The following is a 15,344-nucleotide window of genomic DNA, read 5'->3' on the forward strand; positions in this document are numbered from 1 at the left end:
TTTTGCATGGTATAGTATTCTTATAATGGTATAATTTAGTAAGATGAAAGTGGTGGGACTAATTGGTAAAAAAAGAACTCCCTAAATATCAAGTAATTGCCAACGATCTTTTGAATAAAATTCAAACTGGCATTTATGCGCAAAATACAATTATTCCTCCAGAAACTGAATTAGCGGATAAATATCAGGTAAGTCGGCCAACAATGCGTCAGGCGATCTCATTGCTGGTCAATCAAGGTTATTTAGAGCGGCGTCGTAAACGGGGCACACTGGTTAAAAAGGTTAAAATCGAGCAGGAATTTACCCATTTGATTGAAAGCTATAGCGAAGAAATGAGTGCTAAAGGCATCTATCCTAAAACCAATCTGCTTTATTTTGATGAAGAAAAAGCCACACCTGAAGTAAGCAAAAATTTAAAGTTGCCTGAAAAAGCACTTGTCTTTAAGCTAGTACGGTTGCGCTATGCTAATGATCAGCCAATTGTTCTGGTTACAACCTATGTGCCCAAACAAAGGATACCTGAGCTGATTAATTATAATTTTGCCCAGGATTCTTTATATAGTACTCTTGAAAAATATCATTTAAAAGTAACGCAGGTAATCAGAAAGCTGGAAGTAATGGAAGCAGATGAAACTACTGCGAACTTGCTTAATATTGCAGTCAATAAGCCGATATTTTACTTTCATACTCAGGGTCTTACGGCTGATGAACAACCAATTGAATACTCAATTGCTAAATATAGAGGAGACATTAATTCTTTTGTAATTGATGTTCAGCGCTAATTTTTGCATCAAAAAAGTCTTACCTTTGCCTGAATAGGTTAAGGTAAGACTTTTTTATACAATTTTGATTGATCCCACACCACATTGAACAGTTACCTGGTTTTGATCGTCACCTAGGCAATAAAAGCTCTGACCTTCTCTATTACCGTGAAAATATATTGACCCGATATTAGCAGATAAATCATAACCAGTCTTAATATTATTGTTGTCAGTCATTTTAAATGATCCGCTAGAGAGTACGAATTGACTTTTTCCTTGCAAATTATCAATTTTAACCGAACCAGCAGAAAGTTTTGCTTTTAGGTTTATATTGCAGTGGCTGATTGATAAACTGCCTGCTTCTAGATTAAGTTTTGCTTCTTTAGTTATAGTAACGTTAAGCAATTTTGTTGAACCGGCTTCATTTTTCAATTTAAGCTGTTGCATATTAAGGTCAGATAAAAGGACGCTTCCAGCATGTTCATTTGCTTGCAGTGTGTTAAGCGGTGCACCCTCTGGAACAGTAACTATTATTTTATTTATTTTGAAAGAATGATTGAAAGTAAAACTATTAGAATTATGTCCTTTTTCACTAATAAATAAAGTTTGTTCTTTAACTTCAGCAGTTACATAGTCTTTGTCATTACCACAAATCGTTACATGATAATTTGTTCCAGAATGAATATCAATGCTAAAAGCATAAAGATCCATTGTGATGTTGGTAAATGAAGATAGGTCAATTTTATGTGGTTCAGGATCCGGTTTATTTTGAAATTCAAGTGACCCGTTAAAATTAATTTTCATTGTAATTTTCTTTCTTTAATCTAGATCTAATATTATATTTAATAAATATTAGCACCGCAACTTGATTCAGACAATATAGAAATAAAAAATAATACCTTTTTTATTCTTATATTTATTTTAATGTGACAAAAGCTTCCCAACTCAAGTCTTTTGGAATTTTTAATTAATAACTATATCCCCATCTCCACTTGTAACTTTAAGTAAAGGCAAACCCTTTAATTTTTTAGAAAAGTGTTTGCGATGATTATTGCCATGAAAGACAAGATCATCATCTGAAGCGGTTGAAAGTTGGTAACTGATCTTGGGAGACCTGCTCATTTGAAAATCGCCTTCGCTTAGATTAAATGAGCTGTTGTCAAGTAAATTAGAATTATTTATCTTAGCATCACCGTCACCTAAGGTAGCCTTGATTTTAAAGTGACTACTGGTAACAATCAGGTCGCCTTCACTCATGTTGAGGAAACTGCTTGTTAATGTTGAATTAGAGATTTTCAAATCGCCATTATCAAGGTCAAAGTTGGCTTCCTGCGTTTTAATACTATCTGTAGTAATATTGCCATCTTCTGATTGTAAATTGATGCTGGCAACTGTCAAATCAGCTAAATGAACATTGCCCTCAGAACATGATCCAGTTATTTCTTTTAGCGAGTCTGCTTCTGGAACAGTGACAATTACCTTATAAGTACCATCCTCATAAGCACCATTGTCTGAAATGGTCAGTTTCTCGCCATGAACCTTGGTACTGATCTTTTTTACATTAGGACCACTAACTTTAATTTGGAAGTTGTCTCCTTTAACAATTTGGATGTTGGGTTCTTCAGCGTCAATATTAATTTTAGAGAACTTGCCTACGTTGAAAGTACGGGATTTTGCTGGTACATGATGTGAGTCTGCGTGAGTTTGATTACGATTAAAAAAGTTTTCAATATTGGTTGTTATGCCTGAATGGATATTATTGATATCTTCTCTGCCACCGTTAGTTTCACCAATACCAAGCAAAATTATACCGATAGTAATGGTGGCAACACTGATTAGGTAAAACTTTTTCATTTTGATTCTCCTTGTTTTAGATAAGTTTTTAATTTTAAAATGGGTATTACTAACCAAGAAAACATCTAAGTAAAGTTTACTTGCCCACTAATTAATTAGAATATCGCCATCCATACTGGTAACTTTTAATACGGGTTTATTTTTAACTTTTTTCGCAAAATGATTGGAATGGTAAGAACCTTTAAAAATGATTTTATCATCCGAGTGATTTGTCAATACATAGTTGATCTTAGGCGCGTTTGACATTGAAAAGTCGCCGTCATTCAATATAATTGAGCTGTTATTTAGTATTTGAGAGTCGCTAATCTTAACATCGCCATCATTTAGTTTTAGTGAACTACGTGAAAAAGTCGACTGGTTTACTTTGAGGTCACCATCATTTGAATTTAGGTCAAGGCTTTTCGCAGTAAGCTTATTAATCAAAACGTCACCATCTTCTATTGTCAAATTGATGCGAGGAACGTTTAAACTATTGATATAGAAATCGCCTTCTTCACAAAAACCAGTTATCTTTTTTATGGCGCTTTTAGCAGGAACATAAACATCAACGCTATAATAACCATCGTTATAATCATGTTCAGGCTGATCCGAAATAGTGAGCATATTATGATCAACTTTAGTTTTTATTTTTTTGATGTCTGCTCCGTGCCCCCCTCTAACAACCACTTTAAACTTGTTAATATCCTTAAGTGAAATTCGGATATCAGGTCTGTAACAGGCTAACTTAATATTGTCGAACTTGTTCACGTAAAAAGTTTTGCTTTCATTATAATGAGCGTGTTTACCATTATAATCATGTGACGGGTTATCATTTAATCTGAATACGACTAGTAGGATCAGCCCAATAAGTAATAGCAGTCCAAAGATTAGCCCACAAATTTTATAAAACTTTTTCATTTTTATTTTTCCTTATCTGTATTTTTTCCGGTACTAGTTTGAAAATAATTTTTCTTTAAAATATTTTTACCAAGGTTACGCATAAACTGGGTACACTTGGCAATTAAAATTTTCCCTAACTTGATAATAAATGGGAGTAATAAAAGAATAATGCCAATGCAAATTAAGGATTTACCCAAGTAAAGACAGCCAACTGGCCAGTTGTTAGTGAATAGCAGGGATAAAGATTTAAGAAAGTTTAGGCCGCCACCTACAAAAAATTTAAACAAAAAGGCTATTATCGTAAAAAATAAGCCAAAGAAAACTGCGAGTATAAAGAAGAGTACGAATAAAATTGCTAAAACGAGTGGGATGCCAATTGGAGCAGCACAAATTCCTAATAAAATGTACCAGCTGGCCTTTAGGTTTGACTTCGGAGTCTCCTTTCTTGGAGAAACAGAATCATCTTTGCTTGAATAATCGGCTAAAATATTGATTGCTAATTGTTTGGGCGTTCCTAGTTCAGCTTCGATGGTAGAACGTCTGATGAAGTCACCGTCCAATAAAAATTCGTGGTAAAATTCGACAACATCTTCGCGATCTTTTTCAGGCAAATCAGCTAAGTTTTGTTCTAGTTCGGAAATATAATCATCAATTACTTTGGTCATTTTGCCCTCCTAATACTTGATTAACTCTTGCACTAAAATCTTGCCATTCATCTTGAATTGTATTTAGCAACCTTATCCCTTCGTCAGTAATATGATAATAACGCCGGTTGCGTCCTTGATAAGGCTCATCATAAGTTGTTAAGCAGTTATTCTTTTTTAGTCTGCGTAAAACAGGATAGATAGTTGACTCGGAGATAGAAAAAATCTTTTGCACATTTTGTGTCAAAGCGTAGCCATACAGATCATCTTGTTTTAGAAAAGCTAAAACCGCACCATCTAGCAAACGAGTCGGTATTTGGATTGCCATGCTTTGCCTCCCCTAATATTATATGATATATAATATTTTAATTTAGGTTTAAGGAATTAGCAAGTATTAAACCGAAATTTTTGATAAATACTACAAAAAAATAAGACTCGTCTGAGTCTTATTTTTATTTGATGATTATATCTCCATCATTTAGGGTTGCTTTTAACGTGTCACTTTGCATGCTTTGACTGTTAAAACTATTACCAATACTGGAATTGCGATAAATAATGTCGCCATCGTTTACTTTAAGCTGCACACTGATATCATGGGCAAGTTGGCTTAACTTCAAGTCGCTGTTTGCGGCCTTAACAATATTTTGGCTGGTTAGTTGACTTTGCCTGATCTGAATATCTCCATCTCGTGTTTCCAGACTGATGTTAGCATGACATTGGACAAGTTCTATATCTCCGTCACTTGTTTGAGCAATTATTTGCTTAAGGATACTGCGTTTTAAACTGCCATCACCGTTACGATCTTTGCTGGATAATTGAGCGATTATTGACTGAGTAATGAAATAGTCCGCGTTTCTGCCAGAAAAAATTAACTCATCTGAGACCTGAACATTATTGATGTATATGTCGCCATTATGAAGGTTAAGTATAATGTTTTTAAGCTTGAGATTTTGCAACATGATGTCGCCATTGTGACTTTGTCCGCTAATTTTAGATAAAGAATCTAATTTAGGAACAGTAATTTCCACGCGACTGGCATTAGTGAGCCTGTTGAACATGATCACATGATTTTTTTTCTCAACAGGAGCCTCTTCAACAACTAGCGTTTGCTTGACTAAATTTACCTCTACCGGTCTGCTGCTGTAATCCGCTACTGTTATTTGAAACTGACTGCCTTGATGAATAATTACATCTGTAGTCTTAACTGCCAATTTTACTTGATTGAAGTTTTCAAGGGTAATGGTACGTTCCCTGCGGGGATATCTTTTGACACGCAAGCCATTAAAATAATTATCACTGGCATTGGGGTCATTAGCAGAGGCAGTAACTGCTGTTAAAAATTTAACGTAGTCTTGCTTAATTTCTTTTGCCAGGTCATCTGGAGTACCTAGTTCTTTAACTATTTCTTCTTTTGTTTGAAAATCACCGTCGAGCAGAAAATCACGGTAGAAAGCAAGCGTATATTTTTGCTCTAATTTAGATAAAGATGTCAAATTCAGAGCCAATTTTGAGATGAAGTTTTCAATTAGTGGAGTCATCGTTCTTCTCCTGTCACTATAAAATATCCTTTTTCTTTTTATTATACGCCATAATTTATGAAAGAAATATTAAAATAATTTATAGAATTAATAGTTAATTAGCCCACAGAAACTGACCGATAATCTGATCTACTTTGGAATTGTCGTGCAACTTACTGTGTTGTCCACCTGCACCTTTAATTTCAATTTCATGGTAATTTACTTTGCCACGCAACAAATATCGTAAAGACTGGGCTGAAACGCAACTGACATCATCATCAGAATTGGTACCATTTTCTTTATTGCCAAAAATATTCAACACTGATACATTGTTCGGAAAGTTATGACGATGCGTTAAAAAATACTGGTAGGATTGGGTCATATATTTTGGCTTGCCATTTTTAAGCAAATAATTATGATTAGGCTTCTCATCTAAACCAATAATACCATTAAATGGTGCACCAAGATTGACTTGCTTTTTTAATCGAGGCAAATTGCGATCCTGTCCGTATTTTAGTTGGTAAGACAGAGTCATGATATTTCCCATAGAATGAGCTACGGTATTATATTGTTTAATATGGTATTTTTGCTTTAAACATAATATCAGGTTGTGAAACCACTCACGCGTTGCGTAATAGTTGCTGTTTTTGTTATCTTGCAAAATTACTTGAATAAGTGGTCTTTTAGTTTTGCGGGGCCAATTTCCCTGTAATTCAACCTTACCAGCCGGAGAAATTTTAGCTGTTAATACCTTGTGTGCATCATTATGCTGTTCGGCATATGCAATCATTCCTGCACTCGAGTGAACACCAGCACCATAGCCATGTAAATAAATGGTAGGCGTAGCTTTAAAATAAGCTTTTTTCGTATTGCCAGAATTGACTTCTTCCGTATCCGTATGCGAACTTTTTTGTTCATAAGTGTGAAACAGGACAATTGTAACTAAGAGTAAGCCTAAAATGCTGCATACTCCTATTAACCATTTTTTCTTCATTAATATTGCCTACTTTGATAATTTAATGTATTAATTATATCTTATGTGCATTATTCTAATATTAAAAATATAAAAGCTTAATAATATAATTTAAATAGTAGCGTTAATTCTTTAGTTACCGGTATTGAAAGGAAAAATATTCAATGACACCAATTTTTATTTTAATTAGAGGAAATTCTGGTAGTGGCAAAACTGTCTTAGCCAATTGCTTGCAAAATCATTTTGGCTACCAAAGATGTTTGCTTTTGCATGAAGATTTATTGCGCCTTGATATTTTGCATGTTAAGGAAAAAAAGACGGCGCCAACTGCCAGTCTGATAGAATTAATGATTGAATGGGGCAAACAATACTACCCTGTAATTATATTGGAAGGGATACTGCCTAAAAGGATTTATGGCACAACTTTAACTAAAATAATTCATGAATTTGGTGCAGGAGCATTTGTTTATTACTTAGATATTTCTTTTGCGCAAACCGTAAAAAATAATGAAGAAAAAGAAATTCCTTTTCCGCTTGAGACTCTCGAGAAATGGTGGGTTGAACAAGATACACTTGGCGAAAAAGAGCACAAGCTGACAAGTGCCACTGTTAAAGAACTGGCAGAACAGATTTTGACGGATATTGCAGATTATGAAAACAAAAAAGGAGACTAGAAAGTCTCCTCCAAACTGAATTTTTTAAAAGCAATAAAAAAAGCACCGACTACTTGCAGTGCTATTTTTATTATGGTGGGTGGCCAGGGGCTCGAACCCTGGACCCACGGATTAAGAGTCCGTTGCTCTGCCAACTGAGCTAGCCACCCGTCACCATTTCTGTTGACAGTTAATTATGATAACAATTAATTCGGCTTTTGACAAGGCTTTTGTATAAAAAAGTATAAAGAATTCTGCTTAACATTTGCTTAGGGCAGAATTTGTAGTTATGAAGCTATAGTTTGTTGCTTTTATTTGTTAATTTCATGAGGTTCTACAAAAGTAAAGTGAGTAGATAAAATACTGTTGAATCAATGCTTTTGTTGAAAAAGTGCTGGATTAATTGTTTAAAACAATAACAAATACAATAGAATTGACAAATGAAACTGATCTGATATTATATAAAGGTTTAATGTCTTTTGACAAACAAAAAAGGTAGCAACCAAGTGATTACTACCTTTATTATTAGTGGGTGGCCAGGGGTTCGAACCCTGGACCCACGGATTAAGAGTCCGTTGCTCTGCCAGCTGAGCTAGCCACCCATAAGCGTTATTACAAATAACCAACGGAGACTATTATGCTATTATTTTCAGTGAAATGCAAGTTTTTTTATTAAATTTTGATGACTTTTTTGGCTAATAAACTAAAAACCAGTATAATGATAACAAAAGGGGGCTTTTCGATGTCAAAGAAAATTCTCGTTGTTGATGATGAAAAACCGATTTCTGATATTATTAAATTTAATTTGACAAAAGAAGGGTTTGACGTCGACACTGCGTATGATGGCGAAGAGGCTATCAAGAAAGTTGACGAATATAATCCTGACTTAATGATTTTAGACTTGATGCTACCCAAAAAAGATGGTTTGGATGTAGCGCGTGAAGTAAGACAAACTCATGATATGCCTATCATTATGGTAACAGCAAAAGATACTGAAATTGATAAAGTTTTAGGTCTGGAAATGGGCGCAGATGATTATGTTACCAAACCTTTTTCTAACCGTGAATTAGTAGCAAGAGTAAAGGCTAATTTGCGTCGGCGCAATATCGTCAAAAAAGATGAAAGTGCCAATGATGGTAGTTCTACAAAAAATATTGCCATCGGTAATCTGGTTATTATGCCAGATGCCTATATTGTTGAAAAAGAAGGCAAAAAGATTGAGCTGACTCACCGTGAATTTGAGTTGCTGTATTATTTAGCGCAGCACATGGATCAGGTAATGACCAGAGAGCATCTTTTGCAGACCGTTTGGGGTTATGACTATTTTGGCGACGTTCGGACAGTTGATGTTACTGTACACCGCTTGCGTGAAAAAATTGAAGATAATCCTATTCAGCCGCAGATTTTAGTAACTCGTCGCGGTGTTGGCTATTATGTAAAACAGCCTAATGAAGACTAATTAAGAAAGCCCGCAATGTTTAGCAAGCGCGGCTTTCTTTTTATTTAATCACTACAAAAATTATGAAAAAAATCAAGAATAAGTTTAAACATTTAACTATTTCTATTAATACTACTTTAGCCATCGTGTTTATGGCCATGATTATTGCCACAATTGAAGTTATTGGTGCTTATTTTACGCGCCAATTAGAGCAAAACAGTATTGAAAACTTCCAATCTTCAATTCAAGTCTTGCCCATTGTGTCTAATCAGTTGTCAACGCAATTATTGAAAGACAATAAGCATACTGACAGCAATTTGAATAGGATTGTTAACGACTATAGTAATGGTATTGGCACAATCAGTGAAATCATCATAGTGGATAATAAGGATATTATTCGTGCAGTTTCAAACTTAAATGATAAGAATCGTATTGGTCAGCGAGTCAATAATACGCTGGTAAAGCAGGTAACTTCCACTGGCAGGCAGGCAACTAAAGTAGTTAATGATCATGGCGATTATATGGTGCAGGTTACCCCTTTGAATGCGGGCAACGGATCTGCTAATACTGTTGGTGCAATTTATGTGCGAGCGTCGATGCAGGGAGTTTTTAATGACTTGCGCAATATTTCACTGATGTTCCTGGTTACTTCTTTAATTGCGGCAGTAATGGGTGCCATTTTATCGCTAGTTGTTTCCCATGCGATTACTAAACCGATTGAAGAAATGCAAAGGCAAGCTCTTAGTATTGCTGACGGTGACTATTCAAGTCAAGTAAAGATCTATTCAAATGATGAGCTGGGTCAATTAGGACAGGCTTTTAATACGTTATCTGTCAGAATTGAACGCTCACAAGAAGAATCTGAAAGTGAGCAACGCAGACTAGACAGCGTCCTGTCTCATATGAGTGACGGGGTTCTTGCTACTGACAGGCACGGCAATGTTAACGTTGTTAATCAAATGGCGCTCAACTTTTTAAACCAAACAGAAGATGGAATTATTAATAAGCCGATTGCTGAAGTCCTAGGTCTGGAAGAGTCTTCACAGGATCTGATTGGCAGCCAAAAGGGAATTGTGATTACAATTGGCCAGGGAACACGTGATGAGGTCATTTTACATGCCAGCTTTTCTCTTATTAAAAGGGTGACAGGTTTTGTTTCCGGTAGTGTTTGCGTTTTGCACGATATTACCGAACAACAGAAAAATGAAAATTCGCAAAAGCAATTTGTTTCTAATGTCTCCCACGAGTTGCGTACACCGCTTACTAGTCTGCATGCATACATTGAAACTTTAAATGAAGGTGCTTGGAAAGATCCCAATGTTGCTCCTAAATTTTTACAGGTAACGCAAGAAGAAACAGAGCGCATGATTAGGATGATTAGTGAGCTTCTCAGCTTGTCGCGCATGGATAGAGGAGTTTCTAAAGTTGATGTGGAATGGGTTAACTTTAATGACTTTGTAGCTCATATCCTTGATCGCTTTGACATGATTGTCAAAACGGATAAAAAAGAAAACAAAAAATATACTATTAAGCGTGAGTTGGGGACACAGGCATTGTGGGTAGAAATCGATACAGATAAGTTTGCCCAAGTAATCGATAATATTATGAATAATGCAATTAAATATTCGCCTGATGGTGGCGTGATCACAGTAAAATTGCATTCAGAGCAAAAGCGCATTGTTTTGAGTATTGCCGATCAGGGCTTGGGTATACCGCGAGAAGATTTAACTAAAATTTTTGATCGCTTTTACCGCGTTGATAAAGCTCGCTCACGGGCTCAAGGCGGCACTGGTCTAGGTCTTGCGATTGCTAAAGAAATTGTGGAGGAACATCACGGTCATATTTGGGCCAATAGTAGTGAAGGCAACGGCTCTACTTTTTATATTGCACTGCCTTATGAACCAATGAGCGAAGGGGATGATTGGGATGAAGTCTAAATTTAAACTCGGCGATGCGTTGCTTTTACTGGGGACGGTGGCTGTTTTCGTTCTCTCAATCGTTCTCTGGATTTTTATCATGACTAATGACCAGTACTTTAATCATATTAATCAAACGGGCAGAGTGACTGAACAGGCAAAAAACAGACGTAATCGTATTGTTTCCAACCTCTACATTCCTACTAACTCATACGGATTTAGAAATGGTCAGCTATATCGTTTATATGATGCTAAAAAGAACTTGCCACTGGAGTTTGTCAAAGAAGTAAAAGGGGTAAAATACCGCAGTATTAATAAAATCAGTACCGGTAAAACGCAGTATGAAAAAATGCTGCATGATGAAAATTGTATTCAGTTAAGCTTTCCTAAAGAAGTTAGCATCAATCTGTTTACTAGAAAAAACGTTAAAAAAGATGATGTGCAATTTCGACGCGTTTTTGTGTCAGACAGCAATAATTACCTTTATCTTGGAAACGATAAGACTTATACCGTTTACCGTGTTCATTTAATAAAAGGCAATTTTTCTAAACTACGCAATTATGCCAGCAGAGCTCAAGGAAGAGTTCCAGTGGAGTTCGTACGTCTCAAAAATTGTTATGAGGTATTCTTCACTAAACAAGACCATTGGAAAATATACAGCTACCTTACTAATACCCAAACTGATTCATATTTTGTATCTCGGCTGCTTGGCACCACTAACGTGACGACCCGCTCTAATAAAAAAGGCTGGACTACGTACTCGCTTAATTACTATACCAATTTACGAGCTCCTAAGGCTAAAACTGAACGACATGATTTTCACTATACTCGGTATGAGAAACGTAAAGACATATCACTTAATGATCAGCTTTTAGAGAGCGTAGATTTTGTTCATAAACTAGGTTTAAGCGAGCAGGATTTGCGTTACTTTGATACTGTAAATGATTCTATAAGCTATATTAACTATATTGAAGGCATACCGGTCTTTTGGGACAAAAGCAATTCACAAGTAGCGACAACTTTCACTGAGGATGCAGTAAAAGTTGATTTTAATAATACAGATTTGCAAATACCAATACCTTTTGATGGCCAAACGAAAACTTTGCCGACAAGTGCAGCAGTAATGCAAAGATTAATAAATGCCGGTATGAGAAAAGATGAAATTCAACGTATAATAGTGGCTTTTAAAGTTGAAAAGGATAATTCACACAACCACTTGGTTAACCTGGTACCAGGATATTATGTTAAAGCATATGGTCAATGGAAGAGTTTAGCCGAATGGGAGAAAATAGATTTTCTGGCTCTGAATAAATATAGGCAGACATTAACGGAAGAAGGGAAATAAGATGGACCGTAAAAGAATAGAATGGTTATTCTTCGTCATTTTCTTGTTAATCGATATTTATTTAGGAATTGAAATTTGGCGTTCGCCTATTAGCTTGAGCAATACTTCCGGCTCTACTGCAACAAGCATTCGTGCCGAGATGCGAGCTGACGGAATTGACGTGCCCCTGCATATTTCACATAAGCAACAATCTGGTTATTATTTAGCTGTTAAAAAGCGTGATTATCTTTCTGGTAAAAGCAGTAGTCTTACACAAGTTACAACCCATTATTCCAAAAGCGACAATTCTTTGACCGGGACGCCTAAATCCATGATTTTACTTAGTGGCAACCGTAAAAATAATATGCAGCAGCTGGAAGATTTTAAAAACGATCCTAAAAATGTACCCTATGGTAAAACTTTTAAGTTTGAACCCAGCATGTCCGGTGACAATACATATTGTTATGTGCAAAATACCGATTATGGTCGTATTTATGACAGTGATGCTCAGTTAACAATTAATGTGCGCAATGATCAAATTATTAACTATACTATTTCCTATATGGGTCCTATTAAAGCAGTTCGTGAACCGCAATTAATTATCAGTGCTTGGCACGCTGTTAAAGCAATGTATACTGACAGGGAAATTGCTAACAACTCTCGAGTAATGCGAGTTAGTTTAGGCTATTCTAAATTAACCGATGTTCGCGGTAGTACAATTTTGCTACCTACGTGGCTGATTCAAGTTGAAAATAAGACGACTAAGAATATTACTGTTAAAAGAGTTAATGCATTTACAGCACAAATCTTGCAAGGCAGCTCATATAATGTTAATGTACAGAAAAATTAGGAAGGGATAATGCGGTGCAGGTTTCTGTTTTAGCCAGTGGTTCAACTGGTAACACCAGCTTAATTGAAACTGGTCAGCATAAAATTTTAATGGATGCAGGTTTATCAGGTAAAAAAATCAAAACCTTGTTAAGTCAAGTTGGCGTTGATATTAAAGACATTGACATGGTCTTTTTAAGTCATGATCATTCAGATCACAGCAAAGGACTGGGGGTTTTAATGCGCCGTTACCCTCGAATTGCTGCTTTTGCCAACAGTGGCACTTGGGAATATTTAACTGAAACACAAAAAATTGGGCAAATACCGGTTGAACAAATTAATATTATCGAACCGGGACAAACCAAGACTTTCGGTGATTTGGATGTGACTGCGTTTGCGACTAGCCACGATGCAGCACAGCCTCAATATTACGTTTTTACCAGTGGTGGCAAGAGAATAGCTTTTTTAACGGATACCGGCTATGTCTCCAGTAAGGTAAAAAGCGTGATTGAAGATGCGGATGCCTATCTCATGGAGTTTAATTATGATGATATGATGTTGCGCAATGGTCCATATTCCTGGAGCTTAAAACAACGCATTTTGTCAGATGTCGGGCATTTATCAAATGATGATGCTGGGCAGGCTTTGCTCGATGTGGTGACAAGTAAAACCGAACACATTTTTTTAGCACATAGAAGTCAGCATAATAATACAGCAAAATTGGCTTATAATGCTGCTAAAAAAATAATGGTTGACGGGGATGCTAACTTGCCGAGTGATGTTAAAATTGTTCTGACCGATCCGATCCAGCCAACTAATTTAGTACAAATTTAAGAAAACTTTTTATCTTTTTTCAAGATTTGTTAGTATAGTAAAAAGATGTGTAAAGGAGATTAAATGATGAATAATCAAAACTCTGGTCATCAGCAACATGGCATTATGAAAACTGCTATTGTTGGTGTTGTAGCCGGACTAATTGGTGGTGGAGCTTCATATGTGGCCTTAGATCAAATTAATAACGCTAATATGAATAATAATGCTGAAACTAGTATTAGTTCAAATAGTGCCAAGACTTCCAGAAATAGTGCCAAAACCAGCGGAACAATGACGCCGGCTTATAATGATGTCAAAGGTGCTGTGGTTTCAGTTATTAATATGAAACGGCAATCAAGCAGCAGCAACTCGATTTTCGATATTTTTGGCGATGACAATAAAGGCAAGGGGAAATTGCAGACCTATAGCGAGGGCTCTGGCGTAATCTACCAGAGATCTGGCAATAAAGGCTATATTGTAACTAATAATCACGTTGTTTCTGGCAGTGACAAAGTGCAAGTCATGCTGTCCAATGGCAAAACTGTTAATGCACGTATTGTGGGTACGGATGCAACAACAGATTTAGCTGTTCTTTCAATAGATAGCAGCTATGTAACTCAAACAGCTGAATTTGGTGACTCTAAGAGTTTACAGGCAGGTCAAACGGTTATTGCAGTTGGGTCACCCCTTGGCAGCGAATACGCTTCTACGGTTACTCAAGGAATAGTTTCGGCTCCGGCACGAAGTATCACTACTTCTTCTGCTAATCAGCAGACGGTTATTCAAACGGATGCCGCTATTAATCCGGGTAATTCGGGTGGTGCCCTAGTCAATTCTGCGGGGCAAGTGATTGGTATCAACTCAATGAAGCTTTCGCAATCAAGTGACGGTACATCAGTTGAAGGCATGGGTTTTGCCATTCCGTCCAATGAAGTGGTAACTATAGTTAATCAACTGGTTAAAAAAGGCAAGATTGTCCGTCCGCAACTAGGTGTTAAAGTGATTGCTTTGCAAGGCATACCTTACAGTAACAGAAAGCAACTTAACATTAAGTCCAATCTGAAAAATGGCATTTACATTGCTTCAGTTTCTAAGCACAGTGCAGCGTCTGCGGCAGGAATTAAAACTGGTGATGTAATTATTAAAGTTGACAACAAATCTGTGTCAGATGTAGCTTCGTTACACAGTATTTTGTATAATCACAAAGTCGGAGATACCATCAATTTGACTATTAACCGTAACGGCAAAGAGATTAATTTACGCGTAAAATTACAATCTGATTAAGCAAATAATATTCTAGAATTAAGTGATAAAAAGGCTATACTATGCGATTTCAAACATAAGTATAGTCTTTTTCTTAACATTAATACTGGGAAACATAAAAAAGTTCGAAATTTATTGCTGTCAAGCAAAAAACATAGGTAAAAATCTTGTTGACAACTGTGGATAACTTTGTGGATTGTGCATAAAATGCGCAAAAGCGGTTGGGATAAATTGTGGATAACCTGTGAATTGTGTGTAAATAATAGTGAAATTTAATTAGTACAAACAGTTGTTCAAGGCTTAACAGCAGTATTTGAGGTCCAAAAGTTTGTGAAAAGCAACTATGAAAAATCTGTATGTGGGTAAATTAAGGATAATAAATACCAAAAAATTTTTAAAACACAATTTGTTCGCTTACTAAAGGTCAAAACCACAAAATGTAGTTTTGAGCTTTACACATCTGTGGAAAAAGCAAGTGGAA

General features: G+C 36.0%; 15 protein-coding genes and 2 tRNA genes. 8 read left to right on the top strand and 9 right to left on the bottom strand.

The features are described from left to right. Positions 1 to 62 precede the first annotated feature (62 nt). Positions 63 to 782 (top strand): GntR family transcriptional regulator, encoded by a 720-nt coding sequence (locus tag ERK18_RS06565; RefSeq protein ID WP_187154789.1) that lies wholly within the window; start codon positions 63 to 65, stop codon positions 780 to 782. Between the two features lie 54 nt (positions 783 to 836). On the opposite strand, the gene ERK18_RS06570 is transcribed toward ERK18_RS06565, so the two are convergent. The 7 genes from ERK18_RS06570 to ERK18_RS06600 all read right to left on the bottom strand — a co-directional run bounded on the left by ERK18_RS06570 (position 837) and on the right by ERK18_RS06600 (position 6,649). Beyond that, entirely contained in the window at positions 837 to 1,565 is a 729-nt protein-coding gene (locus tag ERK18_RS06570; RefSeq protein WP_187154790.1) for a DUF4097 family beta strand repeat-containing protein, read from the bottom strand. A 159-nt stretch (positions 1,566 to 1,724) separates the two neighbouring features. After that, positions 1,725 to 2,615, bottom strand: coding sequence for a DUF4097 family beta strand repeat-containing protein (locus ERK18_RS06575; protein ID WP_187154791.1), 891 nt, complete (start codon positions 2,613 to 2,615; stop codon positions 1,725 to 1,727). 87 nt (positions 2,616 to 2,702) lie between these two features. Further along, positions 2,703 to 3,512, bottom strand: coding sequence for a DUF4097 family beta strand repeat-containing protein (locus ERK18_RS06580; RefSeq protein WP_034980931.1), 810 nt, complete (start codon positions 3,510 to 3,512; stop codon positions 2,703 to 2,705). A 2-nt stretch (positions 3,513 to 3,514) separates the two neighbouring features. Further along, positions 3,515 to 4,159 (bottom strand): DUF1700 domain-containing protein, encoded by a 645-nt coding sequence (locus ERK18_RS06585; RefSeq protein ID WP_187154792.1) that lies wholly within the window; start codon positions 4,157 to 4,159, stop codon positions 3,515 to 3,517. Continuing rightward, entirely contained in the window at positions 4,143 to 4,466 is a 324-nt protein-coding gene (locus ERK18_RS06590) for a PadR family transcriptional regulator (RefSeq protein WP_187154793.1), read from the bottom strand. Before ERK18_RS06590 ends, ERK18_RS06585 begins: the two co-directional genes overlap by 17 nt. A 124-nt stretch (positions 4,467 to 4,590) precedes the next feature. After that, positions 4,591 to 5,676 (bottom strand): DUF4097 family beta strand repeat-containing protein, encoded by a 1,086-nt coding sequence (locus ERK18_RS06595; RefSeq protein ID WP_187154794.1) that lies wholly within the window; start codon positions 5,674 to 5,676, stop codon positions 4,591 to 4,593. Between the two features lie 94 nt (positions 5,677 to 5,770). Beyond that, complete coding sequence (locus tag ERK18_RS06600; protein ID WP_187154795.1) at positions 5,771 to 6,649, bottom strand: alpha/beta hydrolase; 879 nt, start codon at positions 6,647 to 6,649, stop codon at positions 5,771 to 5,773. A 143-nt stretch (positions 6,650 to 6,792) separates the two neighbouring features. On the opposite strand from ERK18_RS06600, the gene ERK18_RS06605 reads away from it, so the two are divergent. Further along, complete coding sequence (locus ERK18_RS06605; RefSeq protein ID WP_187154796.1) at positions 6,793 to 7,302, top strand: zeta toxin family protein; 510 nt, start codon at positions 6,793 to 6,795, stop codon at positions 7,300 to 7,302. Between the two features lie 73 nt (positions 7,303 to 7,375). Here the strand turns inward: ERK18_RS06605 and ERK18_RS06610 are convergent. Both ERK18_RS06610 and ERK18_RS06615 read right to left on the bottom strand, forming a co-directional pair. Beyond that, positions 7,376 to 7,451 (bottom strand) — tRNA-Lys (locus ERK18_RS06610). A gap of 359 nt (positions 7,452 to 7,810) precedes the next feature. Further along, positions 7,811 to 7,883: transfer RNA gene (locus tag ERK18_RS06615), tRNA-Lys, on the bottom strand. 140 nt (positions 7,884 to 8,023) lie between these two features. Here ERK18_RS06615 and yycF point away from each other — a divergent pair. From yycF to ERK18_RS06645, 6 genes are all read left to right on the top strand, one after another. Then, the gene (gene yycF / locus ERK18_RS06620; RefSeq protein WP_187154797.1) at positions 8,024 to 8,740 is read left to right on the top strand and encodes a response regulator YycF; all 717 of its coding nucleotides are present in this window, start codon (positions 8,024 to 8,026) and stop codon (positions 8,738 to 8,740) included. Between the two features lie 62 nt (positions 8,741 to 8,802). Then, complete coding sequence (walK, locus tag ERK18_RS06625; protein WP_187154798.1) at positions 8,803 to 10,656, top strand: cell wall metabolism sensor histidine kinase WalK; 1,854 nt, start codon at positions 8,803 to 8,805, stop codon at positions 10,654 to 10,656. Beyond that, positions 10,646 to 11,980, top strand: a complete 1,335-nt coding sequence (locus ERK18_RS06630) for a hypothetical protein (protein WP_187154799.1) — start codon at positions 10,646 to 10,648, stop codon at positions 11,978 to 11,980. The genes walK and ERK18_RS06630 overlap by 11 nt, the downstream gene beginning before the upstream one ends. Position 11,981: 1 nt before the next feature. Continuing rightward, the gene (locus tag ERK18_RS06635; protein WP_122051783.1) at positions 11,982 to 12,809 is read left to right on the top strand and encodes a two-component system regulatory protein YycI; all 828 of its coding nucleotides are present in this window, start codon (positions 11,982 to 11,984) and stop codon (positions 12,807 to 12,809) included. Positions 12,810 to 12,823: 14 nt separating this feature from the next. After that, positions 12,824 to 13,621, top strand: a complete 798-nt coding sequence (locus ERK18_RS06640; protein ID WP_034980917.1) for an MBL fold metallo-hydrolase — start codon at positions 12,824 to 12,826, stop codon at positions 13,619 to 13,621. A gap of 63 nt (positions 13,622 to 13,684) precedes the next feature. After that, positions 13,685 to 14,884 carry a S1C family serine protease gene (locus ERK18_RS06645; protein ID WP_187154800.1) on the top strand — a complete coding sequence of 400 codons (1,200 nt, stop codon included), beginning with the start codon at positions 13,685 to 13,687 and terminating at the stop codon, positions 14,882 to 14,884. The last annotated feature ends 460 nt before the right edge of the window (positions 14,885 to 15,344 follow it).

Origin of the sequence: Lactobacillus kimbladii (genome assembly GCF_014323605.1) — a bacterium.
Lineage (GTDB): Bacteria > Bacillota > Bacilli > Lactobacillales > Lactobacillaceae > Lactobacillus > Lactobacillus kimbladii_B.